Below are 13,948 nucleotides of genomic sequence, written 5' to 3' on the forward strand. Positions count from 1 at the left end.
AAAAATTAAGTGTATCCTATTTTGGACATTTCTTATTTGTTTTTATTCTTAACAAGCTCAAGAAAATAAACTTTCAGCTGCTGCTTTAGAACTAATAAAAAATGAAGTTACTTATGATTCGAGTTACTTCTCTATACCTTACCCTAAAGGAGAGGTTCCAAAAGACAAAGGAGTTTTGTACTGATGTTATTATTCGCGCTTATCGCAAATTGGGAATAGATTTGTAACAAGAAGTATATAAAAGCTAATTTTTCATTGTACCCTAAAACATAGGGCTTAAAAAAATGATACTAATATAGATCATAGAAGAATACTTAATTTAGTGGCTTTTTTTTAAAGAAGATAAATTACTAAAGAAATATCTTTAGATTCTAATAATTATTTACTAAAAAGATATTGTTTGTTGGAGTTTAGGAAGTGGGCTTACTCATATAGGTATCGTTTCTTGTAAAAAGTCACTAACCAATAATCCAGCAAAACTTGATTTTATATAGCATTGGATCGGGACAAGTTTTAGAAGATTGTTTATTTAATTTTAAAATTATTGGTCATTACAGATATAAGAATAAATAAACTATAGTAATTTATCATCTTCTTTCCTATTTTTGTCACTTATGAACAAAAATTATTCATTAGACAAATTAACAGCTGTAGCTGAAGAAGTCATTGCTACTTCCCAACATAAAATATTACTTTTTTATGGAGAAATGGGAGTTGGAAAAACAACTTTAATTAAAGAAATATGTAAAGTTCTGGGGGTAGAAGACATTGCTCACTCTCCTACTTTTTCGTTGGTTAACGAATACAAAACTAACTCAAACAATACAGTTTATCATTTTGATTTTTATCGTATTAAAGATGAAGAAGAAGCCTATGATATGGGAATTGAAGATTATTTATACAGTAATAATTGGTGTTTGATTGAGTGGCCAGAAAATGTTGAAAATTTATTACCTTTAGATACTGTTTCAATATCAATAAGCTTATTAGAAAACGGGCAACGTAACATTCAATTAAAAACTAACTAAACTACATGGGGTCAATTTCACCTTTTACCAAAGAGCAATTAATGCCACAAACTGAAATGCTTGAGATTAAAAAGCGAAAGGGAGAGTTATTTATCGGCTTACCTAAAGAAACTTACTTTGAAGAAAAAAGAATTAGTCTGTCTCCTGATGCTGTAGCTGCTTTAGTTGCCCACGGACATAGAATTGTGATTGAAACTGGTGCTGGTGATGGGGCTAATTACAGTGATAAAGAATACTCTGATGCTGGTGCTAAAATATCGTACGACATAAAAGAAGCCTTTGCTTGTAACATTGTACTAAAAGTTGAACCACCTTCGCTAGAGGAAATTAAAATGTTAAACCCCCAAACAGTTTTAATTTCTGCACTACAATTAAAAACACAAGATAAAAAGTATTTTGAAGCATTGGCTAAAAAAAGAATAACTGCCATTGCTTTTGATTATATAAAAGACGATCACGGAGTCTTTCCTATTGTAAAATCATTAAGTGAAATTGCAGGAATTGCCTCTATGCATATTGCTGCTGAACTCATGACTGCTTCAAATGGAGGTAATGGTTTATTATTAGGAAATATAGGTGGAGTTCCTCCTACTGATGTAGTTATATTAGGAGCTGGAAGTGTAGGTGAATTTGCTGCAAAAACAGCTATTGGTCTTGGCGCTCGTGTAAAAGTTTTTGATAACTCAATAACAAAGCTTCGAAACCTACAATCATGTGTTCAAGCTCCAATTTATACATCAACCATTCAACCAAAAACGCTTCATAAAGCCTTAATGAGATGTGATGTTGTTATTGGTGCTATAAGAGGTAAAGACCGATCACCTGTAGTAGTAACCGAAGATATGATAGAGCAAATGAAAGATGGTGCTGTTATTGTAGATGTAAGTATAGATAGAGGTGGTTGTTTTGAGACTTCACAAGTTACCACACACAGCAGACCTACTTTTACAAGCCATGGAGTAATTCATTATTGTGTTCCTAATATACCCTCAAGGTATTCAAGAACAGCATCTGTATCTATTAGTAATATTTTTACTCCTTATCTTTTAGAAATTGCTGAAGAAGGAGGTTTTGAAAATGCAGCTCGCTTTGATAAAAGTTTACGTAATGGAATGTATTTTTACCATGGAATTTTAACTAATAAAACGGTAGCTGACTGGTTTGACCTTCCTTATAGGGATATTAATTTATTGATTTTATAACCCTATTTTACTTACTTTTGCACTTCAATTTTTAAATTATGCAGTGGTTAAAACGTTTTGGGTATTATTTAGTAGGAATTACTTTAGGAAGCTTAGTTGTACTTTTTATTTGGAAAGGTAAAGATGTTTCTTTTGATTATGGAATGGATGCTCGCACTTTAAAAACTATTAGAATAAAAAAACGTTTGTTTTCTGATAACGCTCAACAAATATTAGCTACTTCAAAAATTGATACTACTACCATTTCTACTATTTTAAATAACGGAGATGTTGATTTTGGAAAAAGCAAACCACGTTTAAAACCTTGTGCTGAGTATTTTATTACAGGCAAAGATAGCTTAAATCATATCAATTTATACATTATACGCTGTGACTCAACCGCTACAATTGATAAAATCATAATTAACTAACTGTTTTCATTTTTGTCATACAAGCCTATTCCCTTTAGTGTTATTGGGGTTATTTTTTCAAGCCACTTTTGTTGGGTAGTATCGTTTTTGGCTTTAGAAATATAATTAGTATATTCTCTTTTTTACTTAATGTAAATTTGTTGGAAATTTCTTTTAAACTTCAACTCTTTTCCTTCTTCAGAATTTTTAATAGCTTTCAAAACGTATTGCTTAACTATTCTCTAGATTAATTTCATTGATTAAATTGCCATTGACGCATCGCATTTGTTTTTCTCTCTTGAGTATTTACTAATACTCTTTCTTTATCAATTAAAAAAGCTCCTTGAAAAAACCATAAGCCACAATAACTTTTAAAAGCTAATAAAGGCTACTATATTTTTCTTTTTATATACATAAACAGGTACGCCTCACTTAATAGTTTCTTCTAAAGGTAGTTCTAGAAAAAAATGCAAGAGATTTAACTCTTGCGTACAATTACTTTTATCATGTATGTATGTGTTACCTTAACGTTGATTATGCAATCTGTTCTTCTACAGATATCATCCAGTTTACACCATATTTATCTCTTAACATTCCAAATTTACCTCCCCAAAAAGCTTCTTCAATTGGCATCATTACAAAAGCCCCGTCAGAAGAAAGTCCATTAAAAATAGCGATTGCTTCATCCTCATCTTCGGTATTTATACTTACTGCAAAATTATTTCCTTTGGCAAAAGCTTCATTTTCGTTAAAAAAATCAGATCCCATAATAGAAAAATCTCCTGCTTCTACAGTGCAATGCATTGTTAATTCCATTGCTTCTTCAGGAATATTTTTACAAACCTCTTCTGGAGCATCTTTAAATTGCATCAACATGGTCATTTCTCCTCCTAAAACATCCGCATAAAAAGTCATCGCTTCTTTACAGTTTCCGTTAAAATGTAAATAAGTACTTGCTTGCATATTTATTATCTAATTAGCTATTTCGCTTGTGAACTTAATACGCATTAAACGTAATTCATCCTCGTCATAGTCTCCATCAAATTCGTCTAAAGCTTCTTGAATTTTGTCTGTTTCTGCTTCCATAAAATACTCATGGATTTCTTCTTGTTGATCTTCATCCAACAAGTCTTCCACTGCATAATCGATATTTAGTTTAGTTCCTGAAAAAACAATCGCTTCCATTTCTTTTATCAGTTCAGACATTTCTAAACCTTTTGATTTTGCTATATCCTCTAAAGGCAATTTCCTATCTGTATTTTGAATGATGTAAAGTTTTAACCCAGAATTAACTCCTGTGCTCTTAACTATTAAATCATCTGGACGCATGATATCGTTGTCTTCTACGTATTTTGAAATAAGTGCAACAAAATCTTTCCCGTATTTTCCTGCCTTACCTTCTCCAACACCATGAACCTTTGCCAATTCATCTAATGTAACTGGGTATTTAAGTGCCATATCATCTAGCGATGGATCTTGAAAAACCGCAAATGGAGGAACCTCTAGACGTTTTCCTACTTTTTTTCTAAGGTCTTTTAACATTGCTACTAACTTATCATCTACTCCTCCTGCTGATTTTTCAATCGTTAAGATTGTACCATCGTCTGCAGTTTTGTATACATGATTTTCAGTCATCATAAATGATAATGGATTTTTTATAAACTCTTTACCTTCTCTTGTTAGTTTTAAAACTCCATACTGTTCTATTTCTTTCTTGATTAAATCCGCCACTAAAACTTGACGGATTAAAGCCATCCAGTAATGATTGTCTTTAGCTTTACCAATACCAAAAAAAGGTTGAACATTTGTTTTATGAGATTTTAACAATGCATTTTCTTTACCAATAATAGTGTTTACAATTTCTTTTGGTTTATACATTTCACTAGTATCTCTAATAACAGATAGTAAGGTTACTACTTCATCTTTAGCTTCATGCTTTTTCTTAGGGTTCCGCATATTATCATCCATGTCAGCACCATCTCCATTGACTTCATCAAATTCTTCTCCAAAATAATGTAGTAAATATTTACGCCTGTTCATTGAAGTTTCAGCATATCCTACAACTTCTTGTAATAGAGCATGTCCAACTTCTTGTTCTGCAACAGGCTTGTTAGCCATGAACTTCTCAAGCTTTTCAATATCTTTATAAGAATAGAAAGTTAAACAGTAACCTTCTCCTCCATCACGTCCTGCTCTACCAGTTTCTTGATAATAACTCTCTAAACTTTTAGGAATATCATGGTGTATTACAAAACGTACATCTGGTTTGTCAATCCCCATACCAAAAGCAATCGTAGCTACTACAACATCGCAATCTTCCATCAAAAACATATCTTGATGTTTTACACGTGTTTTTGCATCTAAACCTGCATGGTAAGGAACCGCATTAATTCCGTTAACTTGTAAGATTTGAGCTATTTCTTCTACTTTCTTACGACTCAAGCAGTAAATAATTCCTGATTTTCCTAGTCGCTGTTTTATAAAACGAATAATGTCTTTTTCTACCTCTTTTGTTTTTGGTCTAACTTCGTAAAATAAGTTAGCTCTGTTAAAAGATGCTTTAAAAACATTCGCATCAGTCATTCCAAGAGTTTTAAGAATGTCCTCTTGTACTTTTTCTGTAGCAGTTGCGGTTAAACCTATAATTGGCACATTATCAATTTGCTTAATAATATTTCGTAGGTTTCTGTATTCAGGTCTAAAATCATGTCCCCACTCAGAAATACAGTGCGCTTCATCAATTGCTACAAACGATATTTTTTGCCTTCTTAAAAACTCGGCATACTCTTCTTTTATTAAAGATTCAGGTGCTACGTACAATAATTTAGTAATTCCTGCTTCAATATCTGATTTTACTTGGGCAATCTCCGACTTATTTAAAGAAGAATTTAACACATGGGCTATTCCGTGATTTTCCGAAATACCTCTTATGGCATCTACTTGGTTTTTCATCAATGCAATTAATGGCGAAACCACAATTGCTGTACCTTCCTTCATCAAGGCTGGTAATTGATAACATAGCGATTTACCACCACCTGTAGGCATAATAACAAATGTGTTTTTGTTTTCTAAAACACTGTTAACTACATCTTCTTGTAACCCTTTAAACTGGTTAAAACCGAAGATTTTTTTTAATGATCCATATAAATCCGTCTGCTCTTTATTCATCTTCTAGTACCAAAAATTAAAAACGAGAACTAATTTACAAAAATTCCCTATAATATTTAACGTAAACTTTCTTTTTATTAAAAAAGATTTTCTTCTTAAATATTGTTATTTTTACACTTTAAAATTACTTAAAACTTTTTTTAACTTGAAAGACGCAAATGCTATTCTCTCAACTGCAAAAGAAACAATCCTTTTAGAAAGTAACGCTATTGCTAATTTAGCAAAATTATTAAATAGCTCGTTTACGGAAGCAGTTAATTTTATTTTTAATTCTAAGGGACGTGTTATTGTTACTGGTATTGGAAAAAGTGCCAATATTGCTGCCAAAATGGTAGCTACTTTTAATTCAACAGGCACACCTGCTGTTTTTATGCACGCTGCTGATGCTATTCACGGTGATTTAGGAAACGTTCAAAAAGACGATATAGTAATTTGTATTTCTAAGAGCGGAAATACTCCCGAAATTAAGGTTTTGGTGCCTCTAATTAAGAATTCTAAAAATAAAATTATAGCTATAACAGGAAATCCTGATTCTTTCTTAGGAAAAAATGCCGATTTTTTACTGAATTCTTATGTCGATAAAGAAGCATGTCCTAACAATTTAGCGCCTACAACTAGTACCACTGCTCAGTTAGTTTTAGGAGATGCTTTAGCTGTTTGTTTATTAGAATTAAGAGGATTTACTAGTAACGACTTTGCTAAATATCACCCTGGGGGTGCTTTAGGGAAACGTTTATATTTAAGAGTTGCTGACCTCGTTAAAAATAACGAGTTACCGAAAGTAAAAAGTACCGATAAGGTTACGCAAGTAATTGTTGAAATTTCTGAAAAACGTTTAGGTGTCACTGCCGTTGTTAATGATAACAATAAAATTACAGGGATTATTACTGATGGAGATATTCGTAGAATGTTAAGTAAAACAACTAAAATAGATGAGCTAACTGCTGCTGATATTATGAGTACTTCTCCAAAAACAATTGACGTAGATGCTATGGCCGTTGAAGCTTTAAATACTTTAGAAAATAACAATATCACTCAAATTTTAGTTATTGATACAAATAATAATTATGTAGGTGTAGTACACTTACACGATTTAATTAAAGAAGGAATATTTTAAGATGGCAGATAAAGAAATGTCTTTTTTAGATCATCTTGAAGAGTTAAGGTGGCACTTAGTAAGAAGTTTTGCAGCAATTTTTATTATTGCAATTGTAATTTTTGCAAACATTAATTTTGTTTTTAATGAGATACTTTTAGCTCATTTAAAACCAGATTTTGCTACTTATCAATTCTTTTGTAATGTCTTTTCTTCTATTGGAATTGACAGTAGCTTTTGTACTATTAAGTTTAAACAAACACTACAAGCTTTAAATCCTACTCAACAATTAATGACTGGAATTTGGTCTTCTTTAATTTTAGGGTTTGTAGTAGCTTTTCCTTATATTTTGTGGGAATTTTGGAGGTTTATAGCTCCTGGCTTACTTGATAGTGAAAAGAAAAAATCAAGAGGGTTTATCTTCACTTCTTCATTTTTATTCTTTTTAGGAATTTTGTTTAGTTATTACGTTATTTTACCAATGTCTGTATATTTCTTTTATAATTTTGAAATATCTGATGCCATAGAAAATAACTTTAAGCTAGAAGCTTATATTAGTCTTATAACTAATACACTATTAGGTGTTGCTATATTTTTTGAGCTTCCTGTAGTAATTTTTTTCCTTTCAAAAATAGGTTTGATTACACCAGAGTTTCTTAGAAAATATCGTAAACATGCATTAGTGGTGGTATTGGTATTATCAGCAATTATTACCCCACCAGATGTGGCTAGTCAGGTAATTGTATCTGTACCAATAATGATTTTATATGAAATGAGTATTTATGTTTCAAAATTTGTTATAAAAAAACAACAAAAGAATGTCGCAAAAAGTCCAAGAATTTAACAACTACCGTGCTAAGATGAATGAAAAGATTTTAGCATCAGATAATAAAGTAATTAAACGTATTTTTAACTTAGACACCAATGCTTTTACAGAAGGGCATTTACCAGTTAAAACTAAAGAATTATTAGGTTTGGTAGCATCTGCTGTGTTGCGCTGTGATGATTGTATTGCTTATCATTTAAAAACGGCATACGAAAATGGGGTAACCAAAGAAGAAATGATGGAAGCTATGAGTATCGCTACATTGGTTGGCGGAACCATTTTAATTCCTCATTTACGAAGAGCTGTAGCCTTTTGGGAAGCATTAGAAGAAGCTTAATTTACACTTATATTATTTAAGAAGTTTTTAAGAAATAGTTTAGTTATTTTTATACTTTAAATAGTTCCATTTTTAACAACAATAAATGAAGTTAAGAGCAGATAACATACAAAAAACATACGGTAGCAGAAAAGTAGTAAAAGGAATCTCTTTAGAAGTCGAACAAGGAGAGATTATTGGGTTACTAGGACCTAACGGTGCTGGTAAAACCACCTCTTTCTATATGATTGTAGGTATGATTAAACCTAACGATGGTCATATTTTTTTAGACGATCAAGAAATTACTACTGATGCAATGTACAAACGTGCTCAAAAAGGAATTGGCTATTTAGCACAAGAAGCTTCTGTTTTTAGAAAACTTTCTGTTGAAGATAATATTATGTCTGTTCTTGAATTTACGGATAGAACTAAAACTGAAAGAAAACAGCGTTTAGAAGAGTTAATTGATGAGTTTAGTTTAGGGCATGTACGTAAAAACCGTGGTGATTTATTATCAGGTGGAGAACGACGTAGAACAGAAATTGCACGTTGTTTAGCTTCTGACCCTAAATTTATTTTATTAGACGAACCTTTTGCAGGTGTAGATCCTATTGCTGTTGAAGATATTCAAGGAATTGTAGCTCAACTAAAAAATAAAAATATTGGTATTTTAATTACCGATCATGATGTACAAGCTACTTTAGCTATTACCGATAGAACTTACTTAATGTACAATGGAGGAATTTTAAAAGAAGGAACTCCTGAAGAATTAGCTGCCGACGAAACTGTTCGTCGTGTATATCTTGGAAAAGATTTTGAATTAAAGAAAAAGAGATTTTAATTAAAATATTTTTTATTTAAGTAAGTATATAAACCCTTTTATAAATTCTATTTTGATAAAGTTCTTTTATCTGAATTATTTACTATAGACAATACTACATACGAAAGAATAATCATAGGAACTGCTACTATTTTTAAGGTTATAATTAGTAGTATTGATAAAGCTAAAAACACATATTTAATCACGTTATCTTTAAAATAATAGTTTTTAAATTTTAAAGAGAATAACTGAATTTCAGCATTCATTAAATAGGTAAGCAATAAAGTAATTGATATCAATATATATTGATTCTCAATTAACCCTATTAAAAAAGACTCTTTATCAAACTGAGCAATTAAAGGTAGAGAGATTACAAACAAACTCATTGCTGGTGTAGGCACTCCTATAAAACTATCCGACTGGCGTTCATCTATATTAAATTTCGCTAAGCGATATGCAGCACCCAGTGTTAGTAATAAGCCTAAGTATGGTAAATTACTTCCTGTTACTCCATATTCATCAACTCCAAAATATCCAACAGCATCCATATCTAAAGCATTAACTAGCATTTGCATCATTACAATCCCCGGTACTACTCCGCTTGTTACCATATCGGCCAAACTATCTAACTGTTTACCTAATTCACCTTGTACTTTTAACATACGTGCAGCAAACCCATCAAAAAAGTCAAAAAGAACCCCTAGCATTACCAAAATAGCTGTTGCAAAAAAATCGCCTTTAATAGCAAAAACAGTTGCAATAGTACCACATAATAAGTTTCCTAAAGTTAATAAATTGGGGATATATTTTTTGATATTCATAGTATTGATAATTTATAGCGAAAATAAGAAATCATTTAATCAGTTTTACATTTTAGTCTTTTTTTATCATATTTGTTAAAATACTCTAGCCAAAAAACATGCCTATAATTACCAAAATATTCTCACCTCGGTTACCCTTTAGAAGTGCACATTTTAATACGGTGTATCGTCCTTTATTTATGAAAGATATAATTAATTATGAACGAAAAAGAATCACCACTTGGGATGCTGATTTTATCGATTTAGACTTTTCTTTCATAGGTTCTAAAACTTTGGTTTTACTAATTCATGGATTAGAAGGTAGTTCAGAGTCAAATTATATGATTACAACATCTAATCATTTAAATAATAGAGGTTTTGATACAGTTTGTATGAACTTAAGAGGTTGTAGTGGAGAAGATAATTTACTTTTAGAAACTTATCATAGTGGAAAAACAGATGATGTCGATTTTGTTATTAAACACTTAAATAGTAATTATAATTACGAAAACATTGTAATTATTGGGTTTAGTTTAGGCGGAAACTTAACCTTAAAGTATTTAGGAGAATATAGCGATATACCTTCAAGTGTTAAAGGAGGAATAACTGTATCTGTTCCCGTTGATTTAACTTCTTCTCAAGCAGAACTAAACAAACTAAAAAACAAAATTTACCTCAGTGAGTTTTTGCGCACTATGAAATTGAAACTGTTACAAAAAGCAGAAAAGTTTCCTAATTTTGAGCTGAACAAGGAATTACTATTTAAGGCTAGTAAATTTAGACATTTAGAAAAACAGTATACTGTACCTGTTTTTGGTTTTAAGAGTTCCGAAGACTATTGGCAAAAAGCAAGTGCCAAACCTTTTATTCCAGAAATTAAAGTTCCTACATTACTTATAAATGCCTTAGATGATAGTTTTTTATCACAAGAATGTTACCCTATAAAAGAAGCAAAAGAGATGAAAAACTTTCATCTGATAACTCCTAATTATGGTGGTCATGTTGGATTTATGTCATCCTTCTCTAATACAGAAAATAGATGGTTAGAAAAACAAATTGCACAATTTATTAAAGAAAATATTGGGATAACATACTAAAACAATAACCTTAAAAAGTCTTAGTTATGTTAATTGTATTTATGATATTTGTAAAACATCAATACTTATCTTGTTAGGATTTATGACAATAAAAAAATACACTTTTTCCCTTTTAATTTTACTTACTTTAAATACTGTTTATGCTCAAAGGGTAAGTACACTTGCATTATCTAAATTCTCTCAAATAAGTATTATTACGTCTGGCCCTGGAAAAGAATTATACGAAAAATTTGGTCATACCGCTATTCGGGTAAAAGACCCCGTACTACAATTAGATTTACTTTACAATTATGGTATTTTTGATTTTGATGACCCTAACTTTTATGTAAACTTTACAAAAGGTTTTATGAAGTATAAATTAGCTCGTTATCCGTTTCATCTATCATTAAAAAGTTCACAACAAGATAAACGTTGGGTTAAAGAACAAATCTTAAATTTAACACAACAACAAAAAAATGAGTTTTTTCAGTTTTTAGAAACAAATGCATTACCTGAAAATGCAAGCTATTTTTATGATCCTTATTTTGATAATTGTGCTACCAGACCTCGTGATATTATTCAAAAAGTTACAGGTGATAAATTAGTTTTTAAAGATAATTTTGTTACAGAAAACTTATCATTAAGGCAATTGATGAATAAAGAAATCAATCCGAATACCTGGGGTAGTTTAGGAATCAATATTGCTTTAGGTAATAGGTTAGATAAGGTGGCTACACCAATAGAATACTTATACTTACCTGATTATGTTTTTGAAGCTTTAAAGTCTTCGAAAATAATGAAAGATGGAAAAGAAGAAAATTTAGTCCAAAAAACAAATATTTTACTCGACTTTAAAGAAAAAGAATCAAAAAGTAACACGTTTAATCCTTTTTTAATAATTCTATTATTCTCTTTATTAGGTCTTTTTATAACGTATAAAGATCTTAAAAAGTTAAAAAGAACCAAATGGTTAGATTTTATATTATTTTTTACAACGGGAGTTTTAGGCTTATTAATTGTTTTTTTATGGTTCTTTACAAATCATTCAACAGCACCGAATAATTTTAATTTTTTATGGGCTTTTGCTCCTAACCTTTTCATCGCTTTCTTTTTATTAAAAAAAAACACATTAAGATGGATTCATATTTATTGTAAAGTTATGTTCTTTTTTATGCTTCTAATTCCTATTGTATGGCTCACTAAAATACAATTATATACTTACCCTATAATTCCATTGTTTATATTGTTGGGAATTCGTTATTGGTATTTACAAAAAGCTTTGAATCGCTAGTTCATATCCTTGCAAACCAAATCCGAAAATAACACCTTTAGCATTCGGAGCTATGTAACTTACATGACGAAACTCTTCACGAGCATGAATATTAGAAATATGCACTTCAACTACAGGAGTTTCTATACCTTTTACAGCATCACCAATACCAACAGAAGTATGTGTATAAGCTGCTGCATTTAGAATAATTCCATCAAAATTAAAACCAACCTCATGTAGTTTTTCTATTATTTCTCCTTCTATATTAGATTGATAATACTCTAACTGAATATCTACATGTTTATTTTTTAATTCTTTCAAATAGTCTTCAAAAGTACTTGCCCCATAAATAGTTGGTTCACGTTTTCCCAATAAATTCAAGTTAGGCCCGTTAATTATGATTATTTTTTTCATTCTTAATATTTTCTAAAGTAAAAATACTCTTTTTAACTTTTAAGCATAAAAAAAGGAAGCAATTTTGCTTCCTTTTTTACTTATTGTAAAGTTTCTTATTATAAAGAAAAAGAATAAGTTCCTCCAATTCCGATTGTAGCAGGAGTAAAATTACCATAATCAGTATCTAATACAACACTTGTATAATCTACGTGTAAGTTAATTTTTTCAGTTACTTGGTAACCAACGATTGGTCTGAAGTAAAAACCACTTTCAGTATTTCCTGAAGGTCTTACACCAATACCATAACCTAAATCAGCTCCAACTGAAAATTTATCAGCAAAACTATATCGACCTGCTACAGATACTGGAATAAAAGCAGCATCAGCTCCATCCTGTTGGAAGTGTAAATAAGATACAGATGGTCCTACTTTAAAGTTTTCTCCTGCATTGAATAAATAATTCGCTTCAATTGCTCCTGTTACATTAGCTTCATCAGCATCACCTACAGGTAATCCGATTGTTCCACCAACGTTTAATTGTCCGTCTTGTGCATTAACAGCTAAACCAAAAGCCATCATAGCAACTACTAAAATTTTTTTCATAATTTTTGTTTATAATAGGTTGTTTTAAAAGAACAAATATATCTCTTAGTTATGTTTTTAAAAAGCTTTTCTTTACAAAAAAACACTAAATTCAACTCTTTTTTATTTTTAACCTAAACTACTCAAAATAAAAAAGTTACCTGCATATTTCAGGCTTAGTTGACTACTATAATCTTTTGACAAAAAAAAAGGAAGCTATATAGCTTCCTTTTTTTAAACTTTTTTTCAGTTTAGAACTTATAAGTTAATCCGAAATTAACATCTGATAAATTTAAGTTCAAACCAAAAGTATTAGTTGATGAAGATGACCCATCTGCACTAGTGCTAGAATAAGATAAAGCTCCTACTAACGCTCTTAATGCAAGCCTCTCTGAAATAAAATAGTTTACTCCAGGAGCAACAGCTATAGCAAAAGTACTAGAGTCTGGTTGTTCATTTCCGTTAATTTCATTTCCTGTAGAAATGTAAGACAAACCTGCTCCTACAACAAAAGAAAAATCACTTTGTGGTGTAAAAAAATAATTTCCTGCTAAAGTTACTCCAAACTGACTAGCCTCAATAGTGTCTCCAAAAAACTCCGTAGTAGATTCTCCTAAAATAAGCCCCATTTCTAAAGCTATATTATCAGACACAAAATATCCTACAGAAGGAGAGAATGTAAATGAACTAACATCAGAATCTATCCCTTCAACAGAAATATTATTATAGCCAGCTGTACCAGAAACGTACCAATCTTGTTTTTCAAAACCTCCTTTAGCATTTTCTTGTGCTGTTGCAGTAAACCCTACAGCTACCATAGCAATTGTAAACAATATTTTTTTCATAATTTTTAATTTTTTTAATTTTGAGCAGCGAAAATAGTTTGATTTTAGCTATTCAACAAGCTTTTTTTTGCTCTTAATCTAATTATTAAATATTTAAAAAAAAGAAGCAATTTATTGCTTCTTTTTATATTTTAT

General features: G+C 30.5%; 16 protein-coding genes. 10 read left to right on the forward strand and 6 right to left on the reverse strand.

All coding sequences use genetic code 11. The annotated features are described in order from the left end of the window. Window positions 1–94 precede the first annotated feature (94 nt). The 4 genes from ACKTSW_RS04965 (at window position 95) to ACKTSW_RS04980 (ending at window position 2,640) form a co-directional block, all read left to right on the forward strand. Window positions 95–184, forward strand: a complete 90-nt coding sequence (locus ACKTSW_RS04965) for a DUF1287 domain-containing protein (protein ID WP_408024274.1) — start codon at window positions 95–97, stop codon at window positions 182–184. A 430-nt stretch (window positions 185–614) separates the two neighbouring features. Next, window positions 615–1,028: a tRNA (adenosine(37)-N6)-threonylcarbamoyltransferase complex ATPase subunit type 1 TsaE gene (gene tsaE, locus ACKTSW_RS04970; protein ID WP_408024169.1), complete on the forward strand. Its 414-nt coding sequence runs from the start codon at window positions 615–617 to the stop codon at window positions 1,026–1,028. Between the two features lie 5 nt (window positions 1,029–1,033). After that, entirely contained in the window at window positions 1,034–2,230 is a 1,197-nt protein-coding gene (locus tag ACKTSW_RS04975; protein WP_408024170.1) for an alanine dehydrogenase, read from the forward strand. A gap of 38 nt (window positions 2,231–2,268) precedes the next feature. Beyond that, window positions 2,269–2,640, forward strand: coding sequence for a DUF4258 domain-containing protein (locus ACKTSW_RS04980; RefSeq protein WP_408024171.1), 372 nt, complete (start codon window positions 2,269–2,271; stop codon window positions 2,638–2,640). A gap of 513 nt (window positions 2,641–3,153) precedes the next feature. On the opposite strand, the gene ACKTSW_RS04985 is transcribed toward ACKTSW_RS04980, so the two are convergent. Continuing rightward, window positions 3,154–3,582 (reverse strand): VOC family protein, encoded by a 429-nt coding sequence (locus ACKTSW_RS04985; RefSeq protein ID WP_408024172.1) that lies wholly within the window; start codon window positions 3,580–3,582, stop codon window positions 3,154–3,156. A 9-nt stretch (window positions 3,583–3,591) separates the two neighbouring features. Next, window positions 3,592–5,787: a RecQ family ATP-dependent DNA helicase gene (locus ACKTSW_RS04990; protein ID WP_408024173.1), complete on the reverse strand. Its 2,196-nt coding sequence runs from the start codon at window positions 5,785–5,787 to the stop codon at window positions 3,592–3,594. Window positions 5,788–5,932: 145 nt separating this feature from the next. Between ACKTSW_RS04990 and ACKTSW_RS04995 the strand changes: the two genes are divergently transcribed. The 4 genes from ACKTSW_RS04995 to lptB all read left to right on the forward strand — a co-directional run bounded on the left by ACKTSW_RS04995 (window position 5,933) and on the right by lptB (window position 8,866). Continuing rightward, on the forward strand, window positions 5,933–6,904 hold the full coding sequence (locus ACKTSW_RS04995; protein ID WP_408024174.1) for a KpsF/GutQ family sugar-phosphate isomerase: 972 nt from the start codon (window positions 5,933–5,935) through the stop codon (window positions 6,902–6,904). A gap of 1 nt (window position 6,905) precedes the next feature. Beyond that, a complete protein-coding gene (tatC, locus tag ACKTSW_RS05000) occupies window positions 6,906–7,727 on the forward strand; it encodes a twin-arginine translocase subunit TatC (RefSeq protein WP_408024175.1) in 822 nt (273 codons plus the stop codon). Then, window positions 7,702–8,046 (forward strand): carboxymuconolactone decarboxylase family protein, encoded by a 345-nt coding sequence (locus ACKTSW_RS05005; RefSeq protein ID WP_408024176.1) that lies wholly within the window; start codon window positions 7,702–7,704, stop codon window positions 8,044–8,046. Before tatC ends, ACKTSW_RS05005 begins: the two co-directional genes overlap by 26 nt. A gap of 85 nt (window positions 8,047–8,131) precedes the next feature. Further along, entirely contained in the window at window positions 8,132–8,866 is a 735-nt protein-coding gene (gene lptB / locus ACKTSW_RS05010; protein WP_408024177.1) for an LPS export ABC transporter ATP-binding protein, read from the forward strand. 47 nt (window positions 8,867–8,913) lie between these two features. Here the strand turns inward: lptB and ACKTSW_RS05015 are convergent, their stop codons facing one another. Next, window positions 8,914–9,666: a CDP-alcohol phosphatidyltransferase family protein gene (locus ACKTSW_RS05015; protein WP_408024178.1), complete on the reverse strand. Its 753-nt coding sequence runs from the start codon at window positions 9,664–9,666 to the stop codon at window positions 8,914–8,916. 98 nt (window positions 9,667–9,764) lie between these two features. On the opposite strand from ACKTSW_RS05015, the gene ACKTSW_RS05020 reads away from it, so the two are divergent. Together ACKTSW_RS05020 and ACKTSW_RS05025 are read left to right on the forward strand one after the other, a co-directional pair. Further along, window positions 9,765–10,742, forward strand: a complete 978-nt coding sequence (locus tag ACKTSW_RS05020; protein WP_408024179.1) for a YheT family hydrolase — start codon at window positions 9,765–9,767, stop codon at window positions 10,740–10,742. Window positions 10,743–10,824: 82 nt separating this feature from the next. Beyond that, window positions 10,825–12,012, forward strand: coding sequence for a lipoprotein N-acyltransferase Lnb domain-containing protein (locus ACKTSW_RS05025; protein ID WP_408024180.1), 1,188 nt, complete (start codon window positions 10,825–10,827; stop codon window positions 12,010–12,012). Here ACKTSW_RS05025 and aroQ read toward each other — a convergent pair. The 3 genes from aroQ to ACKTSW_RS05040 all read right to left on the reverse strand — a co-directional run bounded on the left by aroQ (window position 11,989) and on the right by ACKTSW_RS05040 (window position 13,813). Continuing rightward, window positions 11,989–12,405: a type II 3-dehydroquinate dehydratase gene (gene aroQ / locus ACKTSW_RS05030; RefSeq protein WP_408024181.1), complete on the reverse strand. Its 417-nt coding sequence runs from the start codon at window positions 12,403–12,405 to the stop codon at window positions 11,989–11,991. The genes ACKTSW_RS05025 and aroQ overlap by 24 nt on opposite strands. A 98-nt stretch (window positions 12,406–12,503) precedes the next feature. After that, window positions 12,504–12,989, reverse strand: a complete 486-nt coding sequence (locus ACKTSW_RS05035) for an outer membrane beta-barrel protein (protein WP_408024182.1) — start codon at window positions 12,987–12,989, stop codon at window positions 12,504–12,506. Window positions 12,990–13,219: 230 nt separating this feature from the next. Further along, window positions 13,220–13,813 (reverse strand): outer membrane beta-barrel protein, encoded by a 594-nt coding sequence (locus ACKTSW_RS05040; protein ID WP_408024183.1) that lies wholly within the window; start codon window positions 13,811–13,813, stop codon window positions 13,220–13,222. Window positions 13,814–13,948: the final 135 nt, after the last annotated feature.

This window comes from Tenacibaculum sediminilitoris, assembly GCF_964513795.1.
Lineage (GTDB): Bacteria > Bacteroidota > Bacteroidia > Flavobacteriales > Flavobacteriaceae > Polaribacter > Polaribacter sediminilitoris.